This is a genomic window from Fructobacillus durionis (assembly GCF_900112405.1).
Lineage (GTDB): Bacteria > Bacillota > Bacilli > Lactobacillales > Lactobacillaceae > Fructobacillus > Fructobacillus durionis.
Genome location: NZ_FOLI01000006.1, coordinates 50,766 through 72,173, shown reverse-complemented (window position 1 = coordinate 72,173; position 21,408 = coordinate 50,766). Strand labels below are relative to the sequence as shown.

The window sequence follows — 21,408 nt, the reverse complement described above, 5'->3', positions numbered from 1 at the left end:
ACTTCATGGCGGCCCATCCACGCAAGGCTTAAACTTTGCTTAACGAACTTTATAAAATTGAAATTGCTTAGTAAGGTTAGTTATTGAAAACATACCATATAAAGCCACCTTTCCAACAACTTTAGACATAGCCCGAAAAAAAGAAGCAGCCATCCGGCTACTTCTTTTCGAATTATTTAATATCCAAAGATGACGAATGACCTGGTCCCGCCTGCTCCGGTGCATAGTACGCAATAGCCGCGTTAACAGCAGCTGGTGCCTGGCCAAATCCCGTTGCGATCAAATCAATGTGATCTTCGTAGGTCGTCAAATCACCAACCGCAAAGAGGCCTTCCTGCTTTGTCTTAACCAAATCATCTACAAGCAATCCGGCACGGTTCCAGTCCAAATCAATTGCCCAATCACGTTCGGCCTGACCGGCGGTCTTAAAGCCATATTGAACAATCAATCGGTCAACCGCTAACTCTTCTTGCTGGCCATCGTCTTTAGGGTTCGCCAATGTGAGCAGCAGTTCATCCCCACTCTTCTTCACGGCATCAACCTTGAAGGGTGTCTTTTTAATAACGGCAGAGTCATCTAGGGCCTTAACCGATTGTTCCAAAGCACGGAAACTATCCCGGCGGTGAATCAAATGGGTACTCTTCGCAATGTCAGCTAACCCAGCTGCCAGGTCCACCGCAGAGTCACCTCCGCCTAAAACAGCCACCCGCTGCCCTGCAAAACTAGCTAAATCAGGTGCTGAATAGCTCAAGCCCTCAGACAAAAGCTCTGCTTCGTTTTCAACTTGTAGACGACGGGGTTCAAAGGCGCCCTTTCCAGTTGCAAGAATCACAGACTTAGCCTGCAGTTTTTCCTCCCCCTGGTTAATCTCCAATTCAAAAGACTGACCGTCCTTCACTAAGTTTGTCAGACGCCAGCCGGTACGGATAGGTAAATCGAAACGCTTCGTCTGCTTCAGGAGGCCTTCAATCAAGTGACGGCCGGTTTCACCAGCTAAACCAGCGACATCCCAAATCTTCTTATCTGGATAAAGAGTGGTGACTTGACCGCCCACCGTATCCTGCGCTTCAAGCAACAGCACCTTTGCATCACGCAGCGAAGCGTAATAGCCGGCAAAAAGTCCAACCGGGCCAGCACCGACAACAATAATATCGTACATTTCAGACATTTTTATACCTTTTATTCGGATATTTCGTAATATCCCGGGTTTTTTCGCCCTTTTCTTGAATAATTTTTGCTATACTTATTGTACCGAAACAAAGGAGACTTTCAATGCCACAATACAAAATGATTTTAGACCTGGACACCGGTATCGATGATGCTTTGGCACTCGCCTACGCGATTGGCCATGAAGACATTGACCTAATCGGAATTATTGCTTCCTATGGAAACAACTTAACTTCAGTGACGGCCCAAAACTCACTGAACCTCTTAGACCTCTTAGGCGCTTCTGATGTTCCTGTCTTTTACGGAGCCAGTCATTCCATCACGACTGACGACTTCTCAGTGATGCCCGTTTCTAAATTGATTCACGGGGATAACGGAGTCGGTGACGTTGACGTTCCTCGGTCTAGCCGTTCCGTTTCAGAACAGTCTGGTATCGACTTCTTGATTGAAGCCGCTCACCAGTACAAGGATGATCTCATTTACTTGCCAACTGGTCCTTTGACCAACATGGCATTGGCCCTTCAAAAGGACCCAAGTATCGCACAACTTATCGGTCAAACAACGCTCATGGGTGGTGCCTTAACCGTTCCTGGTAACGTAACTTCATTAACTGAAGCAAACATCAGTCAGGACCCTGAGGCGGCTAACCAGGTCTTCCAAGAACAGAAGAACTTGACCATGGTTGGATTGGACGTTACCCTACGTACCTTACTTACAAAAAAGGAAACGGCCGCATGGCGTGCCACTGGTACCGAAAAGGGAAAGCTTTACGCTGACATCATGGACTTTTACATTGATGCCTACAAGACCCTTAAAATCGATGAACGCGGTGCCGCTTTGCACGATCCTTTGGCTGTGGCAGTCGCCGTGCAACCGGACTACATTGAAACCCTCGACTTGAACATGAAGGTCACAACCGACCGCTTCACCGGCGACTACGGACGTACCATTGGTGATGCCAAGAAATTGCTTGATCCAACGACTTCCAAGGCAGCCGTCTTAGTTGACCAGGACCGTTTTGTTTCCGACTTCCAAAACATGATGTTGAAGGTCTTGAAGTAATTAAAAAACCATTCAAAAAGATAATAAAAAAAGGCTCACCCATTGGTGAGTCTTTTTTACTTTGCCTGTACTTCAGCCAACTTATTATCAATCATCTTCAAAACCGTCTTCTTGGCTTCGGGGTCTTCGACAAAATTCAATTCATCCCCATTGATTAACAACTTTGGTGAACGGTCGTAGTTTTCAAACCATTCTTCGTAGCGGTGGTTCAAGTCCTTATAGTATTGGTAAAGGCTTGGATCTTGGTCAACCTGTTCGTAAGGGCGACCGCGCTTAGCGATGCGTGCTAGCATCGTATCCAAAGAAACACGAACATGAATCAAAAGGTCCGGTGTCTTCAATTGGTGTTCTTCATCGACTTCTTCAAGAACGTTGTTCAATAGGTCCTTATAGATGTCCACTTCTGTTTGAGTAGCTCGACCCAAATCAGCATTTAACTGGAAGAGAAGGGAATCTTCAAAGATTGAACGGTCGATAATACTGTTCTTTTCCTTCTGTGCTTCCATGATTTGGTCTAACCGTGTGTTTAGGAAGTAAACCTGAAGCAAGAAGGCGTACTTTTTAGGGTCCTTGTAAAACAGTGGCAAAATTGGATTGTTATCAACACTTTCATAGTAAGCTTTCGCCCCTAAGTGTTCAGATAAAATTTCGGTTAGAGAGGTCTTCCCCGCCCCAATTGTTCCAGCCAATACAATCATGATTTGTTCTCCTAAACATTCGCTTTTTTTAGTATAGCAAAGTTATTCAAACACCAGTAGTCTTGACTTTTATAAATGTCCTAACAACAGAAAATAAAAATAGCTCAGGCGTTCTGCCTGAGCTATTTAAAGGAATTGTTACCGTTACTTTACGATTTCAAAGTCTGGTTTAACTTCACCGTTACAGTCTTCTTGGCTGTACCACGGTAGTAGGTCAACTTAATCTTATCGCCAACCTTATGCTTATAAAGTTGTTCACGTAAGTCAGCCTGTGTTGAAACAGACTTACCATCAATGGCCGTTATCAAGTCATACTTCTTCAAACCGGCCTTTGAAGCAGGTGAACTGTCGTTTACCTTGTATACCACAACACCACCCGAGATGTCGTTTGGCAACTTCAGCTTGGACTTCTGTTCGTCTGCTGGCACCTGAGAAAGGTTGATCATCGAGATACCAATTGCTGGTCGAGTAACCTTACCGTACTTAACCAGCTTGTTAACGATGTTAACCACCTGATCAGAAGGAATGGCAAAACCAATTCCCTCAACAGCAGTCCCTGACGATGAAGATGACAACTTCATGGAATTAATTCCGATGATTTGTCCGGCTAAGTTAATCAATGGTCCACCAGAGTTACCAGGGTTAATGGCCGCATCCGTTTGAATAACGGTTGAACCACCGTAGTTCGTACTTGAAGAATCATCGGTGTTCACCAAACGCTTCTTGGCCGAAATAATTCCTTCCGTTACGGAAGAAGCATATTCTGAACCAAGTGGCGATCCGATGGCCAAAACCTTTTGACCAACGGAAATCTTTTCCGAATCGCCGAAGGAAGCCGCGGACAAATCATCTGAATCAGCAACCTTCAACACAGCCAAATCAGTTAGGGAGTCCTTTCCAACTAGGTCGGCCACAATAGTCTTACTGTTGTTGGTGATAATCTGAATTTTGGCAGCTCCATCAATCACGTGATTGTTCGTGACAATAAAGGCTGAACCATCAGTCTTCTTGTAGACGACCCCGGACCCTTCAGAAGACTCTGTATAAGAAGAGCCAGACTGCTTAAAGTTCACCACTGAAACAACGGCGTTAGCGACTTTGGTATAAGCCGTTGAAGCATTATCCGAAGAATCCATGTTCTTCGTAGTATTAGCTTCCGTTAACACCTTCGAATGGGTTACTTGGTAATTTTGATAAATCTCTTGACCGGCTAAAACGGCAGAACCGCCAATAAGGCCGGCAAAAGCACCAGCCAATATTAACTTTGTGAGCTTACTTTCCATAATCTACTCCAAATTTTGCTGATTCTAGTTTATCCAGTGCCGATTAATTATAGATTAAGTGTGAACTTAATCATCATCCCACTGCTTTTCAGAAGATAGCAAATCGTCATCAACATAGGCTAATTCTAGCTTAAAGGTTGAGCCGATTCCCTCTCTTGATTCTACCCAAATTTTACCACCAAATGTCTCAATTACCTCCTTGGAAATTGCCAATCCAAGTCCAGTTCCACCCATTGCGCGTGAACGGGATTTATCAACACGGAAGAAACGGTTAAAGACCTGCTGCTGATCCTTCTTAGGGATTCCCAAACCTTGGTCGGAGATGGCGACTTGAACACGCTCGCCGACTTTTTCAAGACGGACGGTAATTGTTCCACCATCTGGTGAATACTTAATGGCGTTATTCAGCAAATTATCCAAAACCTGAATAATTTTATCGTGGTCAACATCAACCCAAAACTCTTCCGTCGGAATATGACGAACGATGTTTAATGGTCGGCTAGTCTTATTTGTATTATTCGTCTTGATAATCATATCGAAACGGTTAATCACAAAGTTCAGCAAGGCGTTTAAATTAACCAATTCCGTCTTAACCGTCATCGTGCCCTGGTCAATTCTAGAAAGTTCTAGCAAATCGGCAACCATTCGGGACATACGGTCTGTTTCCTTTTGGATAACAGAGAGGAAGTGGTCCAACGTTTCAGGGTTATCCTTTGCGCCATCAATCAAGGCTTCAATGTATGAAGTAACCGTTGTTAATGGTGTTCGAAGTTCGTGAGAAACGTTTGAAACGAAGGCCTTTCGTTCATCTTCCGTCTTAATTTGGATGGTAACATCGTGCAGAATCAAGATTAAGGCGTTAATCATCCCTGAAGGATCCTTAATCATCGAGATACGCACTTCAATGACCCGGTCGCCCAAGTCCATGGTAAATGGTTTTTTCGTCTTAATTAAATCACGAATATTCTGATATTCTGGCATGTCCAAAATATCAAAGACAGGCTGTCCCAAGGCATCGTATTCGTTCACCTTAAGGTAGTTCGATGCCGCCTGGTTAATAATTGTTAAGCGTCCACGGGCATCCGTTAGCAGCACCCCATCGGTCATGTGGTGCAGAACGGAGTAGAGTCGGTTCTTCTCGTTTGAAATCATCTCGGTCGAAGAGGCAATCTTCTGTGACATGACATTGACCGATCGAGCCAAGGAAGCAATCTCACTAGAACCGGCAATCTTATTCACCATGGCATAATCACCAGCAGTGATACGGGCCGTCTGCTTTGATATCTGCTCAATTGGCTTCGTTACCGTTCGAGAAAGGATAAAGGCTAGGTAAACCGCTGCCAGTACCGTCATCGCTCCTGAAATCACGAAGAGCCACATCACGCGGCGGGCATTTGCATAGACTTCACGGAGGTTACCATAAGTAACCACCGCCCCAATCACTTGACCGTCCTTCTTTAAGGGAGTCGTGACAATCACTTCTTGTCCCTTAGGTCCATCGTTCGTACGCGCCTTACGGTAGGCAGGGCTTTCGCTCAGTGCCAACTTCGTATTGGTGTCTAAGCGCTTTGTTTTCTTATCACCGTTAACCAAACTATTTTGGTCGGTAACAACTTGCCCATCCTTGTTGTAGACGACAACGTTATCAACCATCTTATCGTCAAAAGTCGTAACCGCAGAATCTAACTCACTCTGTGCCCACTTTTCAGAAGGCGAAGTTAAACCGGCAACCACCTCATTTTGCATGTAGGACGGCATGGTCAGACGGTCACGGGACGAGATTAAATCATTGGATTCAATTTGCTGGACAAAGAAAACCCCAACAGACTCAAATAGAATCACAAAAAAAAGGACAAAGACTAGTGACAGTCTAAAGCGAATCGATTGTAATGACTTGGCAAAAAATTTCATATTCGCAAACTGGCTAGGCCTTGCCCTCCTCAATTGTATTTATTGTCCTTGCTTACCTGATGACAGGAAGTATCCAACACCACGACGTGTTCCCAACCAAACCGGATGAGATGGCACATCTTCAATCTTTTCACGCAAACGGCGAACCGTTACATCGACAGCGCGGACATCGCCAAAGTAATCGTAACCCCAAACTTGACGAAGCAGGTTTTCACGGTTCATCACTTGGCCAATGTGTTGTGCCATGTAGGCCAACAATTCGAACTCACGGTGCGTCAATTCAACATCCACACCATCCTTCGTCACCATGTAGGTCTTTGTATGAATAACCAAGTTTCCCAATTGGATATCATCCTGGTTAATCGTTGAGTCATTTGTTTGGCCTGGTGTATGGCGATTACGCAAGTTCGCTTTCACACGCGCAACCAATTCTCGGTTTGAGAATGGTTTGGTGATGTAGTCATCGGCACCCATTTCAAGCCCAATAACCTTATCGATTTCAGAGTCCTTGGCAGTGACCATGATAACCGGTGTCTTATCCTTAGCACGGATTTGGCGGAGTACTTCAATTCCTTCGATTTCGGGAAGCATTTGATCCAACAAAACCAAATCAGGGTTTTCTGTATGATACAAGTCAAGGGCTTCTTGCCCGTCACTTGCTGTCACAACTTCATAGCCTTCTTTGACCAAGTTTAACTTAATGATATCTGAAATTGGTTTTTCGTCATCGACGACTAAGATTTTGTACATAGACCCTTCTCCATTTAAAAAGTTGTTATATTGCTCTCATGATAACATATTTATGTCGTTTATTGAGCATATTGATAAATTCTAGACATAAAAAACACTAGTTTGACATTTTTAAAGGTCTTAACTAGTGTTCGAATACGCTATCTATTTATTGAAAAGTCATTTAAGACCTATTCTGTTTTCGGAAACCGAATTACTGGTTACGACGACGGAAACGGTGCTTAAACAATGGTGAAATGGCTTCATTCATTGATACACGGCGAATAGCTTCACCAATCAACTCACCAACTGAAACAATTTCCAACTTATCAAACTTCTTTGAATCTGGGAGATTGATTGAATCCGTCACAATAACTTTTGTGAAGACTGAATTTTGCAAACGTTCCAAGGCCGGACCTGAGAAGACGGCGTGTGAAGCAACAACATATACTTCCTTGGCACCGTGTTCCATGACGAGTTGGGCACCTTGAGTGATCGTACCGGCCGTATCAATCATGTCATCAATCATGATAGCAGTCTTACCGGCAACATCACCAACGATGGAACCAACTTCGGCAACGTTTGGCTTTGGACGACGCTTGTCGATTACGGCAACCGGTGCATCCAAGCCCAACATGTTGTTCAAGTTACGGGCACGAGTCATACCACCGTGATCAGGTGAAACAACAACGGCGTTTTCCTTATCGGCAATTCCCGTTTCAATCAAGTAATCGGCAAGCAATGGGGCACCTTGCAAGTGGTCCATTGGCAAATCGAAGAATCCTTGAATTTGGGCAGCGTGCAAATCCAACGCCATCACACGAGTTGCTCCAGCACGTTCAATCATGTTGGCAACAAGCTTAGCCGTGATTGGTTCGCGTGAACGGGCCTTACGGTCCTGACGAGCGTAACCATAGTATGGCAAAACAACGTTAATTTGCTCTGCTGAGGCGCGCTTCAACGCATCAATCATAATGAGCAATTCCATCAAGTTATCGTTAACCGGCTGTGAAGTTGATTGGATAACGAAAACGTTCGCACCACGAACAGATTCTTCAATGTTAATCTGCACTTCACCATCGGCAAAACGCTTTACTGAGATATCAGAAAGTGGCACACCAACTTCCGCTGCAATTTTTTCAGCTAGCGGATGGTTTGATGAAAGTGAAAAGAGCTTAATATTAGACTGTGACATAGATTACTCCAGGCATCATTTGCGATATTTCCCTTTTATTATACCAATAAATCCATTAAAACTGGATAAAAAAAGGGAACGATTTTATCTTCGTTCCCTTTAATCTTTTTAATTAATTACGATTGACGAAGCGCATATTTTAAAATTGCATTTGCGACGCCATCATGGTTATTATCAGTCGTTTCAACATCGGCCGCTTCCTTAATCATTGGAACAGCATTTCCCATGGCGACACCAATACCAGCCTGGCGAATCATCGTGACATCGTTCTCTTGGTCTCCGATGGCCATCGTCTCTTCGGGCTGAATTCCTAGTTGTTCAGCCAGGGCTAACATAGCGGCACCCTTAGAAGCATCCTTATTCATAAATTCCAAGTTATTAGGGGTTGACCGAACAACGTTTGCGGCTTCATCAAGGTCCTTTGGAACACGGGCCTGCACCTGATCCATGAAGTCCTTGTCACCAATTAACATGGCCTTAACAAAGGGTACCTTCTTCATGTCCGCAAGAGAATCGACTACCTTCAGCGGAAGTTGAACAACGTAGTTTTCCTGTGCGACAAAAACATTTTGTTCACGGTCTAAAGTATAGGCATATTCATCTGATTCAATCTGTAAGTAAGCCCCTTGCGCTTGCGCAAACTTCTCCGCCTCTTCAAACAAATCCCAAGGCAAAGACTCGTGGTAAACCTTCTTTGAATGATTAGTAGTTTGTGCCATTCCACCGTTATGGGTAATCACGTATTGATGGTCTGAAACCAAACCTAGGTCCGAAAGGACTTGTTTAACACCAGTTGCTGGACGGCCGGTCGTAATCACGACATAAATGCCCTTTTCGCTTGCTTCTGTCACCGCTGCCTTAACAGCTGGTGTGATTTCACGACTATCGTTTAAGAGTGTGCCATCGATATCAATCGAGATTAATTTAATGTTTTGCATGGCGGAATCCTTTTCTTTAATAGGGCCTATTATAGCAGATTTCACCCCTTTTCCGAGGAGAAAAAACACTGTCTCATTCTTTAAAATATGTACAAAAAAAGAACGAAGCAAATGCTTCGCTCTCTTTTTATGAAATGTGATTAGCTTACTTCAAAGCTGACCATTGCCACTTCGTGAATTCTTCGATGTCTCGACCTTCTTCACGAGTAACCTTCATGTGCTTTGCCAAGATGTCATCCATCTTTGAGATGAATGTATCAGCAGCAGCTTGGTCGATTACGCCACGTCCTGAAAGGACTTCAACGGCTTCCTTAGCTTGGTGGAAGCGGTCAAGGTGTGAGTATACACGCATGTCGTAAGTAGTAGTGATGTCACCATCTTCACGGTAACCGTGTACGTATACGTCGCCACGGAACTTACGCTCGAAGAAGAATGATTCAACCAAGTTTTCGTAACCGTGGAATCCGAAGATAACAGGTGTATCAGCTTGGAAGAACTTGTTGAATTCGTCAGCTGACAATTCACGTTCGTCGTTACCGGCTGATTCTGACTTCTTTTGCAAACGAAGCAATTCAACAACGTTAACGTAACGGAACTTTACGTCAGGGAATTCTTGGTTAACCAACCAAAGGGCAGCCAATGTTTCGATAGTAGGTTCAGTACCTGCAGATGCGAAGGTAATGTCAACCTTAGCAGAAGGTGCAGTAGAAGCCCAATCGATAACAGCCAAACCTTCGTTAGCAAGAACTTCAGCTTCAGCAGCTGAGAACCATTGCTGACGTGGTTGCTTTGAGATAACCATGTGGTTAACCTTTGAATGTTCTGAGAACGCACGGTCCATCACAGCCAAAGTAGCGTTACCATCAGCTGGCAAGTACTGGCGGATGAAGTTTGACTTCTTTTCGGCCAAGTGAGTCAACATACCAGGATCCTGGTGAGTGTAACCGTTGTGGTCCTGCTGGAAAGCAGTTGAAGTTGAAATCAAGTTCAATGATGGGTAGTCATTACGCCATGCTTGTTCTGAAGCGTGACGCAACCACTTGAAGTGTTGTGTGATCATTGAGTCGACAACGCGGAGGAATGATTCGTATGATGCGAAGATTCCAACACGACCAGTCAATGTGTAACCTTCCAACCAACCTTCAGCTTGGTGTTCTGACAATTGAGCATCCAAGATACGGCCTTCTGGGGCTTCGAATTGGTCGTTTGGTTCCTTCACTTCTTCCATCCACTGACGGTTAGTCGTGTCGAAGAGTGACCACAAACGGTTTGACATCGTTTCGTCAGGTCCGAAGAAACGGAATGACTTAGGGTTCATTTGCATTACCTTTTCAAGGTAAGTTGACAAAGTGAACATGTCCATGTTGTGGTTTCCGTCTGGCAACAAAGTACCACGGTTGTCGGCAGTAATGTCGTTTGTGTATGCGTGCCAGTCTGGCAAGTCAAGATCCTTAAGATCTTCACCGCGCTTACGTCCACCGTTAGTGATTGGGTTAGCTGACATACGCTTGTCGCCCTTAGGAGCGATAGCCTTCAATTCATCCTTCAATGAACCATCAGCGTTGAACAATTCTTCAGGCTTGTATGAGTTCATCCATTCTTCGAATTGTGGCAAAGTCTCAAGGTTGTTTTGACCAAGAGGCAATGGAACTTGGTGGGCACGGAATGAATCTTCGATTGGCATTCCCTTTTGGTCCTTACGTGGACCACCCCATCCCTTAGGAAGGCGAGCAATAATTACAGGCCATGCAGGGATAGTTCCGTCTTCGTACTTACCGTTTTCACGAGCATCCTTTTGGATAGCTTGGATATCTTCGATGGCTTGGTCAAAGATTGACGCTGCCTTTTCGTGGTAAGTCATGTAGTCATGGATGTCATCGTTTTCGATGAAACGAGCTGAGTATCCAAGACCCTTGAAGAAGTTTGTGATTTCTTCATCTGACATACGTGAGAAGATAGTTGGGTTAGAAATCTTAAATCCGTTCAAATCCAAGATTGGCAAAACAGCACCGTCGTTCTTAGCGTTCAAGAACTTGATTGAGTGCCATGATGTCATAGATGGGCCAGTTTCGGCTTCACCATCACCAACAACTGCGAAAGCAATTTGGTCTGGGTTATCCAAAACAGCACCGAAGGCGTGAGACAATGAGTATCCCAATTCTCCACCTTCATGCAAAGAACCTGGTGTTTGGGCCGTCATGTGAGAACCAATTCCACCTGGGAATGAGAAGCGCTTGAACAACGTTGACATACCCTTCAAGTCTTGTGTAACTTCTGGGTAATCTTCAGTATATTCACCATCAAGGTAGGCGTTAGTAACCATTACCTGGCCACCGTGTCCTGGTCCACCGATGTAGAACATGTTCAAGTTATACTTGTTGATCAGACGGTTTGCGTGAGCGTACAAGAAAGTTTGACCAGAGATAGTTCCCCAGTGCCCGATAGGCTTAACCTTCACGTCTTCAGCTTGAATTGGCGTCTTAGTTACTGAGAACAATGGGTTTGACTTCAAAAAAATCATCCCAGCTGACAAATAATTGGTAGCACGCCACCACTTGTCAACGAGTTCCAAGTACTCTTTTGAGTTGTAATCAACCATGTAAATAGTACTCCTTTTTCTTTCCACGAAGGCTGCTTATGCAATCCTTCGGTTAAATATTTACAAGTATTATTATATCTGCACATTAAATGGGTTTCAAGATAAAAGCGCTTTCAACGAAAACTTTCTTAATTTTGGTTGCACCTGTTTTTATAATTGGTACGTTCCAATTATAAAAAGAACAGCAATTTTTATACTAAGAAGAAAATCGCTGTTCTTTTCTTTTACTCCGAGCCCAACGACACAAAGGCGTTATAGCGGAGGTATTCATAATGCAGACGCATGTTGGAATATTCGAGCGGCGTACCGTCGTCCATAAAGAAAATTCCTTCCATAATGCCGACCGGTTCCGTTGGCTTTAACTTCAGCAAAGTCTGTTCCTCCTCATTGGAAGGGGCGGCCATGATCGTCATGAAAGACCGCGTGACTTTTTTATGCTTTTCCTTTTCCACGTAACCATAGATTGACTGGGTGACATCCCCCTTCTTCAACCCAGGCAAAAGGGCAATTGGGACGTAACCGTACTCAATCATGAATGGCACGCCGTTTAGCTTACGCAGACGCTTGATTTCATAGACAAAGTCACCATCGTTCAAAAAAAGGGCCGACTGTTGTTCTGGAGTCGCTTGAATCACGCGAAAGTCGAGTAACTCGATTGCCGGTGCCTGTCCGTTAATTCGAAAGGAGTCCGACACGCCCAAGTTCGATCCTTCGTGCTGAAAGATTGCCTGATTCTTCAAATAAAGTGGGTTCACAAAAGTCCCAGAACCGCGCTTCTTGAAAATAATCCCCTGTTGAACAAGCACGTTCAAAGCACGCTTGATGGAAGAGCGGGAAACCCCATAGCTCTCAGCCATCGAACGTTCGTCCGGCAGCTTCAGCTCTGGGTACCCACCCTGGTAGATTTTTGATTTAATATCGGCTTGCACCGTTACGTATTTAGCTTCTGTCATACAGGTATTTTATCATAAATTGGGCCGGACCACTTTTCTAGTTGGTCGGCCACACCCACTTGACCCCTATGCTAAAATAAAACTATGGCAAAAAAGAAAAAAGACAAAAAAACACTTCCTGAACTGGTTCTCGAAAAACACAAGGTGGCATTCGAACCGCTTCACCTGAACGCACTCGACTTGACCCCTGAGGAAAAGGCCGAGAAGTTTTCAGCACTGGGCATTCAAGAATCCGACATCTACAAAACCCTGGCCGCTAAAGGTGATAAAACGGGGCCCATTGTTGCGGTTGTTCCCTTGACCGAGCGCCTAGACATGAAGAAGTTCGCGGCTGTTTCTGGTAACAAGAAAGCCCATATGCTCCCCGTCAAGGAACTGGAAAAGACCACTGGTTACGTTCACGGTGCGAACAACCCCGTCGGCATCTGGCAGAACAAGCACTTCCCAATCTACATTGATCAACACGCCAAGGACGCTGATTTCATTCTTGTCTCTGCGGGTGAACTTGGCCGCTCCGATAAGCTAAACCCCCGCGAACTTTCAGAAATGCTAAAGGCATCTTTTGAAGATCTAACGGAATCATAAATGATACAAAAAAGTCCTTTGAACTTACGTTCAAAGGACTTTTTCTTTACCATGAATTATTCATATTGGCAGGTGCGGGTGGGATTGGTCCGTTTTCAGGTCCGCCAGCACGGTACTCCGGTGCTCGATCAGCAAACTTAAAGGTTGGCTTGTTAAACATCAACGTAGCTGTACCACGCGCTCCGGCACGGTTCTTTTCCAAGATAACTTCGATTGGAACCGAATCCTGCTCTTCTTCAGGAGCGCCAGCACCGTCTTCATCCCCTTCATCACGATAGTAATCATCACGGTAAAGAAAGGCAACGATGTCGGCATCCTGTTCGATTGATCCTGATTCACGCAAATCAGAAAGAACTGGCCGCTTATCCGTACGCTGTTCGACGCCACGGGAAAGTTGGGCCAAGGCGATAATCGGAGTCCGTAATTCCTTGGACAACTTCTTAATTGAACGCGAAATTTCAGAAACCGCCTGCTGACGACTTTCGGTATTGGATGATTCAATCAAACCAAGGTAATCAATCATGACCATCCCCAGTGGATGAGGGTTCTCATCACGCTCGTCTTCTGACATATTAGCCAAGAGGTCCTTTTCCAACTGACGAAGCTTGGAGGCAATCTGTGTCATTCGAATTCCAGGTGTATCGTCCATGTAAATCTTCATGTTCGATAGCGATTGAATGGCCATCGTCAAGGAAGCCCAATCGTCCTTTTCCATCTGACCAGTCGTAATGTGGTTAGAGTCAATTGAACCTTCCGAAGCCACCAAACGAGTAACCAAATCAACGGCACCCATTTCCAAAGAAAAGATGACAACAGGAACTGCTTCCGTCTTCGCCACGTTCTTAGCAATGTTCAGAACAAAGGCCGTCTTACCAACGGCGGGACGGGCACCAATGACAATCATCTGATCTTCACGGAAACCGTGGGTCAACTTGTCTAACTCAGGGTAACCTGTGGCTAAACCGACAATATCGGAGTCGTTATCCACAGCCGCATCCAGGTTTTCCTGGAATTCGACGATGACATCTTGAATACGACGAAGTTCATCGTTGCCACGGTCCTGTGCCAGTTGGTCCACCTCGTGGGAAACTTCTTCAAGTAACTTCGTTGAATCCGTTCCCCCATCGTAGGCTAAGGACATGTTCTTCGTGAGTGTTTCAATCAAACGACGGAGAACCGCCTTTTCGTGGACAATGTTAGCGTAGTGCTTCAAGTTGGCAGCAGAGGCCGTTGATTCAGCCAGTTCAGCCAAATAGGCAATCCCACCAACGTTTTCCAACTGCTGGTTAGCATTTAACTTGTCTTGCAAAGTCAACACGTCGATTGGTCGATCATCATCAACCAAAGACTGCATGGCTTTAAATATTTCTTGGTGAGCCGTTCGATAAAAATCTTTCGGCTCCAAAATCGCTTGGGCCGTTACCATGGCAGTGTCTGATTTCACATCAAAGAAAATCGCCCCAAAGACGGCTTTTTCAGCTTCGATGTCTTGGGGCGCCTGCCGGTATTCATTGGCCATTAATGAAACGTCGGCCATCATTACCCCTCTTGTACGTGTACGCGGAGGTCAGCTTGAACTTGCTTGTGGAGCTTAACAGGAACAGTCGCAAAGCCCATTGAGTGGATTGGTTGTTCCAACAAAAGCTTGCGCTTGTCCAACTTCACTTGGTATTGCTTTTCCAAAGCCGCAACGATTTGCTTTGATGAAACAGCACCAAAGAGACGACCGTCAGTTCCAGCCTTACCAGGGATTGTGACCACTGTCTTTTCGTCTTCCAACTTGGCCTTCAATTCCTTCGCAGCAGCTAATTCGGCGGCAGCTTGCTTTTCTTCAGCCTTTTGACGGCCCTTCACAGCACCCAGATTCTTACCAGTTGCTGCTTCAGCCTTCTTGTTCTTGATTAAGAAGTTGTTTGCATAGCCATCAGGAACTTCCTTGACTTCGCCCTTCTTACCGCGACCTTTTACATCTTCCAAAAATACAACTTTCATTTCTGCCTCCTTTTGGGGACGAGGTCCCGTTTGCTTTTCTCTATTATAACTTAAATTGACTTTTCTTCAGCCTCTTGGCCGTGAATTGCCTGGACTAATTTCTCATAAGCTTCATTGGTTGTCGTATCTGCCATCTGCGTTGCCGCGTTAGACAAGTGACCACCACCACCAAGGTCTTCCATCACCGTTTGAACGTTAAAGTCGCCGTTGGAGCGGGCCGAAATACCGACCTTACCATCCTGACGCTTAGTCAAAACAAAGGAAGCTTTAACACCTTCGATTTGTAATAGTTCATCAGCGGCTTGGGCCGTGATAACTCCGCCGTAAACAGTATCGTTATCCCCAACAGAAATGGCTGCACCATCCTGTACTTCGGCCTGAGCAATCAACTGGGAACGCGCCTTGAAATCGCCAAACTTTTCCTTCAAGAAGGATTGAATCAACTCGTTATCCGCACCGTTTGCACGCAAGTAAGAAGCGGCATCAAAGGTACGTGATCCGGTACGAAGAACAAAGTTCTTCGTATCCACTTGAATACCACCAAGCATGGCTGTGGCTTCGATACGAGTAATTGGGGCACCCTTTTGGTTTTGATACTGCAATAATTCAGTAACCAATTCAGAAGTTGATGAAGCATATGGTTCAATGTAGGCCAACAAAGGCTTGTCAGCCAAGGCATCTTCACCCATTCGATGATGATCAACAACAACCAAACGGTTGGACAGCTTATGAAGTAATTCTGGCGCACCCGTCAGCACTTCTTTAGCGTGGTCAACTAAAATCAACAAGGATTGATCAGTTGCACGATTCAATGCATCCTTTTCAGAAATGATTGAAGCGCCTAAGTTCACACCTGGTGTTGGGTCTTCAGGGTCCGTGTTACGAACAGCTCGAAGCAGTGACTGAATATCGGAGAAAATATGTTCTTCGTCAATGACAACAAAGGCCTTCTTATCACGGGTTTGACTAAAGCGCCAAAGTCCCATAGCAGAACCAACCGCATCCATATCCGGATTTTTGTGACCCACCACAAAAATCTGGTCGGCCTGGTCCATCAATTCCGCAATCGTTTGTGAAATCACACGGGCACGAACACGAGTCCGCTTCTCCATTGGGTTCGTCGTCCCACCATAGAAACGGGCAGGCGCATCTTCTGCCTTCACAACAACCTGATCACCTCCACGTCCAAGGGCAAGGTCCAAGTTGGTTTGTGCCAGTTGAACGAGGGAGTTAATCTCCTTTTCACCATAGGCAATTCCCATTGAAAGTGTCAAAGGTGAGTTCTGCTGAGCAGTGGCTTCACGAATGGACTTCACAACCGTGAACTTATCGTCTTCGGCCTTTTGCAAGTCCTGTTGATAACCCATTAACAAGTATGACACTGGGCTCAAACGGCGAACATAGAGCTCGTACTTCTTCGCCCAGTCCGTTAACTGTCCAGTAACTTCTGTACGCAACTTAGACGTTTCAGAATCTGGCATCCCTTCCGTTACTTCTTCGTAGTTATCGACCGAAATAATTCCCGTCACAAGACGGTGGTCAGCCAAATTCTGTTCCAAAGCAACGTTATCGGTAATATCTAGGAGATATAGAGCACCGACACTCTTTTGATAAATCAATTCAAAGGAACGATCAAGCCATTGAATGCTGGTATGACCGTCTTCCTTCATTGCCATCGCAATATCAGGTTCGGAGTCATCGATAACAGAACCAATCAGGTCTTGATTACCAAGTAGTTCCTGCAAATATGGGTTTACCCAAACAACACGTTCCTCATCAAGCAGAATAACGCCAATTGGCATCTCCAAGACCGCTTCCTGCTGCCCGACTTTGACACGGTGGGTTAACTCCTCCATGTAGGACTCGGAATCCTGACTAGCTAAAATTAACTGACGTACTAAAACCCCAGCCATCACGACCAAGATTAATAGCCAAACAAGTGCAAAAATCCAGTTCACTAAAATCGCTAGAACCATCGATAGAATGGTAATTAAGGCGGCCATTCCGACCGACATGACAAAAGTCTTATTTTGTTGATAGCGGGCAAGTGCCCCAATGTTTAAAAAGGTTTTCATTTTTCCCTCAACAGTCCTTTATGCTTAGGTCTATTTTACCATATTTAGTGAATTCTTAATATTTAGCTCTTTTTCAATTCGACTGCCAAAAGGCATTTTTAGGCACAAAAAAAGCAAGACCGAAGTCTTGCTTTTGATAACCATTAGTCTTCAGTGACGAATGGCAACAACGCCATGATACGAGCGCGCTTGATAGCGGCTGTAACCTTACGTTGGTTCTTTGCTGAAGTTCCAGTCACACGACGTGGCAAGATCTTACCGCGTTCTGAGATGAAACGTTCCAACAATTCAGTGTTCTTGTAGTCAACATATTCGATATGGTTGGCTGCAATGAAGTCTACCTTACGGCGACGACGTGGTCCACCTTGTGGGCGACGACGTTGTGGACGTGCGTTTTGTTCTGACATGAGAAAGCTCCTTTCCTAAAAGAATTTTTAGAATGGCAAATCGTCATCTGAGATGTCGATTTCCGAATTAGAGTTGGCTGCAAATGGGTTAGCATTTTGGCTGCCAGCTTGATTATTATTTTGACTGTTGCTTGCAAATGGGTCAGCAGAAGCAGCGTTGCTACCAAAGCTGTTGTTACCACCAAATCCACCGTTCTGACCTTGGTCAGATGAACCATTTTCTGCACGGCGACGTTCTGAATCAGCCTTTGACTCCAACAATGAGAAGTTGTCAACTGATACTTCAGTCACGTAAACACGCTGGCCGGCGTTGTTTTCGTAGTTACGAGTTTGCAAACGACCTTCGACGGCCACCAATGCACCCTTACCAGTGAAGTTTGCAAAGTTTTCAGCTGCCTTCCGCCAGATAACGGCGTTGATGAAGTCAGCTTCGCGGTCGCCATTGGCGTTGGTAAAGTTCCGGTTCACGGCAAGCGTGAAAGAACCAACCGCCACCCCAGACTGGGTATAGCGCAATTCCACGTCACGGGTTAACCGTCCAATTAAAACAACTCGATTGATCATATTTTAGGTCCCTCCCGGTGGAATTTCGTTTTACTTTTCGTCTACTTTAACGATCATAGTACGCAAGATGTCTGCTGAGATCTTAGCCAAACGATCGAATTCGTTAGCTGCTTCGTTTGATGAAGCAGTGAATTCGATAACGTGGTAAGTACCTTCGCGGTAACCAGCGATTTCGTAAGCGAAACGACGGTTAGCGGCCCAGTCAGCTGACTTAGTAACGTTCGCACCGTTGTCAGTCAAGATACCATCAAAGCGCTCTACAAGAGCCTTCTTGGCATCAGCTTCCATATCAGGGCGAATAATGTATGTTAATTCGTATGCTGTAGTCATCGATTTTTCCTCCTTTTGGTCTCTGGCAACCGGCTGGTTGCAAGGAGTGCGTGCATGTATGCACTCACATCTATTAAATATACTAAATTTGAAACGATTTAGCAAGGGTTTCCGATATCCACCGTTTACTTCTTTCCCCTGCACAACTTGATACGTAAAAAGTCGGCGAAACTCACCGACTTTTACAAAAAAAATATTTATTTTTCTTCTACATCTTCTGAAGCTTGGCGCAATCCAATTCCCGTCAATGCGGATAGCAGTGAAAAGACAGGCGAAAGCAAGGCTAAGAAAGTGTAAGGAACAAAGGCCAGCACGGAAACGTGCAAGGTTTGACTGGCAAAGGCGCCGGCCACACCCCAAGGAACCAAGTAGTTGGCAATGGCTCCGGAGTCCTCCATGGCACGTGACAAAGCCAAAGGTGACAGTCCAAAGCGCTTGTAGTCTTCCTTAAAGAGCTGTCCTGGCAACATCGTTGAAAGATACTGTTCCCCGACCAAGAAGTTCGTGGCAATTCCCGTTAGCAAAGTCGAGAAAACCAGTGAACGTTGGGACTTCAACTTTGCAACCAGGGGATTCATCACGGCACGTAGAATGCCCAGGTTGGATAGCAAGCCACCTAAGCCAAGGGCCAACATAATCAGCATGATGGTGTCCATCATGGCAACCATTCCCCCACGGTTCAACAGGGCGGCTAAGGTCGCATTGTGTGAAGCAGAACGGAACCCGTTCACCACTAAGTCTGACCAGGCCGTCAAAGAGTGCCCTGAAAGCAAGTAGTAAGCAGAACAAACGACGATGTTAATCAAAAGTGATGGAATTGCTGGGACTTTTTTAATTGCCGTAATGAAAATCAAAGCAATTGGCACAAGCGCCCACCATGTTGGCGTAATCAAATTCGTGATAACAGCAGTCTTGGCAGATAAATCACCAGTGTGACTACCCGTAAATCCGAAGGCAAAGGCCAGAACCAAGGTGGTTAATAGTGCTGGAATGGTCGTCCACATCAAGTTCTTCAAGTGGGCGAAGAGGTCCACTTCAGCGACGGCTGCAGCCAAGTTCGTTGAGTCAGACAAAGGTGAAGTCTTATCGCCAAAAATCGCACCGGAAATAATAATTCCAGCCACCAAAGCGGGGTTGAAACCGAGGGTCGTACCGATCCCCATTAATGCGACGCCAACCGTTGACATGGTGGTAAAAGCGGAACCAATCATCGTTCCAACCAAGGCCGATGTCAACAAGGCCGTTGGTAAAAACCACTGGGGGTTAATCAACTTAAAGCCCGACCAAATCATGGTTGGGATGACACCCGTACCAATCCAAAGGGCAATCATAGCGCCAATTAATAGGAAGAGAAAGAGCGGTGCAATCCCCGCTTCAATCCCCTTTATCAAGGCCGCCTGTGAGTCTTTAAAAGTCACACCAGCCATCCCGACGAGTAAGATTACCCAGGCAATGGCCACCAACAGTGGCGCAATGGGCGCCAGCCCAAGGCCGATAATGCCACCAGCCAAAATGAAAACGACCCCTAAGAGTAGGATGGTCGAAAATGTACGATTCAATGTTTTTGTCATGTTTTTATCCAATAATTATCTGCCACTGTAATATTACTCGCGTAGTGACAGCAGTTCAAACCTAATCGTTGGCTTACGCCTTCTGCTTCCTTGCGATTGAGAAAAGCCCGATAATGACCAAGACCATCCCCACGAAAACGGAGAGGAAGAGTCCGGCGAACCAGCCATGATCCAGCATAATACCACCGTAAACCGGTCCGAGCATTCGTCCCATGGAAATCATCATTCCAACAAAGCCCTGTGCCTGGCCTGACACTTCCTTTGGCGTCACCTGCGCTACCCAGGCTGGAACCTGAGGAGAGGCTAACATTTCACCAACAGTCAAAAGTTCAAAGACTAGGACGATTTGCCAGAACTCGCTGACAAATAGCATGAGCAAGAAAGACGAGGCAAAAATCAAACCACCTGCGATCACTGAAATCGCATAGTTACGCTTGTTCGCCCAGTTCGAAATCATCTTCTGGAAGACGATAATGGTAATCCCGTTTAAGACCCAAAGGTTAGCATAGTGGGCCGTTGAGATACCAATCCGGTGCATATAGGTTGCCATGACCGTTTCCCAAAGCATGTAGGAAAGGTACATTAATAGAAGAAAACCAGCAATCCAGATTAGTAAGGGCGTGATTTTCAGCTTTGGACGTTCTCCCTGAACAGCCGCCGCAGGTTCAACAGCAACATCGTCTGCCAAAACCGTCTTGTTCTCGTCCTCTTCCAAGGGCACTTCGTCGCTAACAGGATCTGTATCAACGTTGAAGAAGATGGCAACAACAACCCCTAGGGTCAAATAAAGCGTTGCCGCAATCAGCATCAACCATGAGAAACCATAGTCGAAGAGGTAGCCAACTACCAAGGTTCCCAAAACCACACCAACATTCAAAACAATGTACATGTTGTTGAAGATGACACGGGTGTTTTTACCAGTCACCGTTGTCGCGTATGCATTTAGCAAAGTCGTCACAGAACCCAGGCCAATGGATGTCAGCCAAATCAGCAGTGCAAAGACAGGCCAGCCATTGAAGAAGAACAGGGTTCCAACTGACAAAAAGGCAATTGCTGTCGCAATCAACAGGGCTGGATAAGGCTTCCAACGGTCAAAGAGCTGTCCGGCAATAAAGGAACCCAACATGTTCATTAGAGCCGCTACCAGAAGGACAATCCCAGAAGTGGTTAATGTTTGTCCAAGAGAAAGCGTCATGTGAAGGGTCGTCACCGGCCAAATCATGGCATGACCAGTGTTGGCAGCTAAATTGGCTAGCAACAACCATTTTTCATTTAATTTTTTAACCTGATTATCCACCTTTGACGCCCCCTTCAGCATTTTTATTTAGTATAGCATAGCCTTTTTTAGA

At 45.4% G+C, this 21,408-nt stretch carries 19 protein-coding genes; 2 read left to right on the top strand and 17 right to left on the bottom strand.

Going from position 1 to position 21,408, the window contains the following annotated elements; translation table 11 throughout:
- Window positions 1–172: 172 nt before the first annotated feature.
- On the bottom strand, window positions 173–1,168 hold the full coding sequence (locus tag BMZ93_RS05470) for an NAD(P)/FAD-dependent oxidoreductase (protein WP_091502987.1): 996 nt from the start codon (window positions 1,166–1,168) through the stop codon (window positions 173–175).
- 104 nt (window positions 1,169–1,272) lie between these two features.
- Between BMZ93_RS05470 and BMZ93_RS05465 the strand changes: the two genes are divergently transcribed.
- Window positions 1,273–2,229: a nucleoside hydrolase gene (locus BMZ93_RS05465; RefSeq protein WP_091502985.1), complete on the top strand. Its 957-nt coding sequence runs from the start codon at window positions 1,273–1,275 to the stop codon at window positions 2,227–2,229.
- Between the two features lie 56 nt (window positions 2,230–2,285).
- On the opposite strand, the gene BMZ93_RS05460 is transcribed toward BMZ93_RS05465, so the two are convergent.
- From BMZ93_RS05460 to BMZ93_RS05425, 8 genes are all read right to left on the bottom strand, one after another.
- On the bottom strand, window positions 2,286–2,927 hold the full coding sequence (locus BMZ93_RS05460; RefSeq protein WP_091502983.1) for a deoxynucleoside kinase: 642 nt from the start codon (window positions 2,925–2,927) through the stop codon (window positions 2,286–2,288).
- Window positions 2,928–3,076: 149 nt separating this feature from the next.
- Window positions 3,077–4,213, bottom strand: a complete 1,137-nt coding sequence (locus BMZ93_RS05455) for a S1C family serine protease (RefSeq protein WP_091502981.1) — start codon at window positions 4,211–4,213, stop codon at window positions 3,077–3,079.
- Window positions 4,214–4,276: 63 nt separating this feature from the next.
- Window positions 4,277–6,121, bottom strand: coding sequence for an ATP-binding protein (locus BMZ93_RS05450; RefSeq protein ID WP_091502979.1), 1,845 nt, complete (start codon window positions 6,119–6,121; stop codon window positions 4,277–4,279).
- 39 nt (window positions 6,122–6,160) lie between these two features.
- Complete coding sequence (yycF, locus tag BMZ93_RS05445; protein ID WP_091502977.1) at window positions 6,161–6,871, bottom strand: response regulator YycF; 711 nt, start codon at window positions 6,869–6,871, stop codon at window positions 6,161–6,163.
- Between the two features lie 193 nt (window positions 6,872–7,064).
- Complete coding sequence (locus BMZ93_RS05440) at window positions 7,065–8,045, bottom strand: ribose-phosphate diphosphokinase (protein ID WP_091502975.1); 981 nt, start codon at window positions 8,043–8,045, stop codon at window positions 7,065–7,067.
- 116 nt (window positions 8,046–8,161) lie between these two features.
- Window positions 8,162–8,983: a Cof-type HAD-IIB family hydrolase gene (locus tag BMZ93_RS05435; protein ID WP_091502973.1), complete on the bottom strand. Its 822-nt coding sequence runs from the start codon at window positions 8,981–8,983 to the stop codon at window positions 8,162–8,164.
- Between the two features lie 145 nt (window positions 8,984–9,128).
- A complete protein-coding gene (locus BMZ93_RS05430) occupies window positions 9,129–11,582 on the bottom strand; it encodes a phosphoketolase family protein (protein ID WP_091502971.1) in 2,454 nt (817 codons plus the stop codon).
- 224 nt (window positions 11,583–11,806) lie between these two features.
- Complete coding sequence (locus BMZ93_RS05425) at window positions 11,807–12,535, bottom strand: GntR family transcriptional regulator (protein WP_091502969.1); 729 nt, start codon at window positions 12,533–12,535, stop codon at window positions 11,807–11,809.
- Window positions 12,536–12,619: 84 nt separating this feature from the next.
- Here BMZ93_RS05425 and BMZ93_RS05420 point away from each other — a divergent pair, with 84 nt between their 5' ends.
- Window positions 12,620–13,120 carry an aminoacyl-tRNA deacylase gene (locus BMZ93_RS05420; protein ID WP_091502967.1) on the top strand — a complete coding sequence of 167 codons (501 nt, stop codon included), beginning with the start codon at window positions 12,620–12,622 and terminating at the stop codon, window positions 13,118–13,120.
- A 46-nt stretch (window positions 13,121–13,166) separates the two neighbouring features.
- Here BMZ93_RS05420 and dnaB read toward each other — a convergent pair whose 3' ends face one another.
- The 8 genes from dnaB to BMZ93_RS05380 form a co-directional block, all read right to left on the bottom strand.
- Window positions 13,167–14,657 carry a replicative DNA helicase gene (gene dnaB / locus BMZ93_RS05415; protein WP_091502965.1) on the bottom strand — a complete coding sequence of 497 codons (1,491 nt, stop codon included), beginning with the start codon at window positions 14,655–14,657 and terminating at the stop codon, window positions 13,167–13,169.
- A gap of 2 nt (window positions 14,658–14,659) precedes the next feature.
- On the bottom strand, window positions 14,660–15,112 hold the full coding sequence (gene rplI / locus BMZ93_RS05410) for a 50S ribosomal protein L9 (RefSeq protein ID WP_091502963.1): 453 nt from the start codon (window positions 15,110–15,112) through the stop codon (window positions 14,660–14,662).
- Window positions 15,113–15,162: 50 nt separating this feature from the next.
- Window positions 15,163–17,187 carry a DHH family phosphoesterase gene (locus BMZ93_RS05405; protein WP_091502961.1) on the bottom strand — a complete coding sequence of 675 codons (2,025 nt, stop codon included), beginning with the start codon at window positions 17,185–17,187 and terminating at the stop codon, window positions 15,163–15,165.
- Window positions 17,188–17,330: 143 nt separating this feature from the next.
- Window positions 17,331–17,594, bottom strand: coding sequence for a 30S ribosomal protein S18 (gene rpsR, locus BMZ93_RS05400; protein ID WP_091502959.1), 264 nt, complete (start codon window positions 17,592–17,594; stop codon window positions 17,331–17,333).
- Between the two features lie 27 nt (window positions 17,595–17,621).
- Complete coding sequence (ssb, locus tag BMZ93_RS05395) at window positions 17,622–18,158, bottom strand: single-stranded DNA-binding protein (protein ID WP_091502957.1); 537 nt, start codon at window positions 18,156–18,158, stop codon at window positions 17,622–17,624.
- A gap of 30 nt (window positions 18,159–18,188) precedes the next feature.
- Window positions 18,189–18,488 carry a 30S ribosomal protein S6 gene (gene rpsF / locus BMZ93_RS05390; protein ID WP_091502955.1) on the bottom strand — a complete coding sequence of 100 codons (300 nt, stop codon included), beginning with the start codon at window positions 18,486–18,488 and terminating at the stop codon, window positions 18,189–18,191.
- Between the two features lie 197 nt (window positions 18,489–18,685).
- Window positions 18,686–20,059, bottom strand: a complete 1,374-nt coding sequence (locus BMZ93_RS05385; RefSeq protein WP_091502953.1) for a Na+/H+ antiporter NhaC family protein — start codon at window positions 20,057–20,059, stop codon at window positions 18,686–18,688.
- 73 nt (window positions 20,060–20,132) lie between these two features.
- Complete coding sequence (locus tag BMZ93_RS05380) at window positions 20,133–21,377, bottom strand: MFS transporter (protein ID WP_091502951.1); 1,245 nt, start codon at window positions 21,375–21,377, stop codon at window positions 20,133–20,135.
- Window positions 21,378–21,408: the final 31 nt, after the last annotated feature.

Excerpts from the sequence above, each read along its gene's own strand:
- BMZ93_RS05470 (WP_091502987.1), bottom strand. The coding sequence starts at position 1,168 with ATGTCTGAAATGTACGATATTATTGTTGTCGGTGCTGGCCCGGTTGGA.
- BMZ93_RS05465 (WP_091502985.1), top strand. The coding sequence starts at position 1,273 with ATGCCACAATACAAAATGATTTTAGACCTGGACACCGGTATCGATGAT.
- BMZ93_RS05460 (WP_091502983.1), bottom strand. The coding sequence starts at position 2,927 with ATGATTGTATTGGCTGGAACAATTGGGGCGGGGAAGACCTCTCTAACC.
- BMZ93_RS05450 (WP_091502979.1), bottom strand. The coding sequence starts at position 6,121 with ATGAAATTTTTTGCCAAGTCATTACAATCGATTCGCTTTAGACTGTCA.
- yycF (WP_091502977.1), bottom strand. The coding sequence starts at position 6,871 with ATGTACAAAATCTTAGTCGTCGATGACGAAAAACCAATTTCAGATATC.
- BMZ93_RS05440 (WP_091502975.1), bottom strand. The coding sequence starts at position 8,045 with ATGTCACAGTCTAATATTAAGCTCTTTTCACTTTCATCAAACCATCCG.
- BMZ93_RS05435 (WP_091502973.1), bottom strand. The coding sequence starts at position 8,983 with ATGCAAAACATTAAATTAATCTCGATTGATATCGATGGCACACTCTTA.
- BMZ93_RS05430 (WP_091502971.1), bottom strand. The coding sequence starts at position 11,582 with ATGGTTGATTACAACTCAAAAGAGTACTTGGAACTCGTTGACAAGTGG.
- BMZ93_RS05425 (WP_091502969.1), bottom strand. The coding sequence starts at position 12,535 with ATGACAGAAGCTAAATACGTAACGGTGCAAGCCGATATTAAATCAAAA.
- BMZ93_RS05420 (WP_091502967.1), top strand. The coding sequence starts at position 12,620 with ATGGCAAAAAAGAAAAAAGACAAAAAAACACTTCCTGAACTGGTTCTC.
- dnaB (WP_091502965.1), bottom strand. The coding sequence starts at position 14,657 with ATGGCCGACGTTTCATTAATGGCCAATGAATACCGGCAGGCGCCCCAA.
- rplI (WP_091502963.1), bottom strand. The coding sequence starts at position 15,112 with ATGAAAGTTGTATTTTTGGAAGATGTAAAAGGTCGCGGTAAGAAGGGC.
- BMZ93_RS05405 (WP_091502961.1), bottom strand. The coding sequence starts at position 17,187 with ATGAAAACCTTTTTAAACATTGGGGCACTTGCCCGCTATCAACAAAAT.
- rpsR (WP_091502959.1), bottom strand. The coding sequence starts at position 17,594 with ATGTCAGAACAAAACGCACGTCCACAACGTCGTCGCCCACAAGGTGGA.
- ssb (WP_091502957.1), bottom strand. The coding sequence starts at position 18,158 with ATGATCAATCGAGTTGTTTTAATTGGACGGTTAACCCGTGACGTGGAA.
- rpsF (WP_091502955.1), bottom strand. The coding sequence starts at position 18,488 with ATGACTACAGCATACGAATTAACATACATTATTCGCCCTGATATGGAA.
- BMZ93_RS05385 (WP_091502953.1), bottom strand. The coding sequence starts at position 20,059 with ATGACAAAAACATTGAATCGTACATTTTCGACCATCCTACTCTTAGGG.
- BMZ93_RS05380 (WP_091502951.1), bottom strand. The coding sequence starts at position 21,377 with ATGCTGAAGGGGGCGTCAAAGGTGGATAATCAGGTTAAAAAATTAAAT.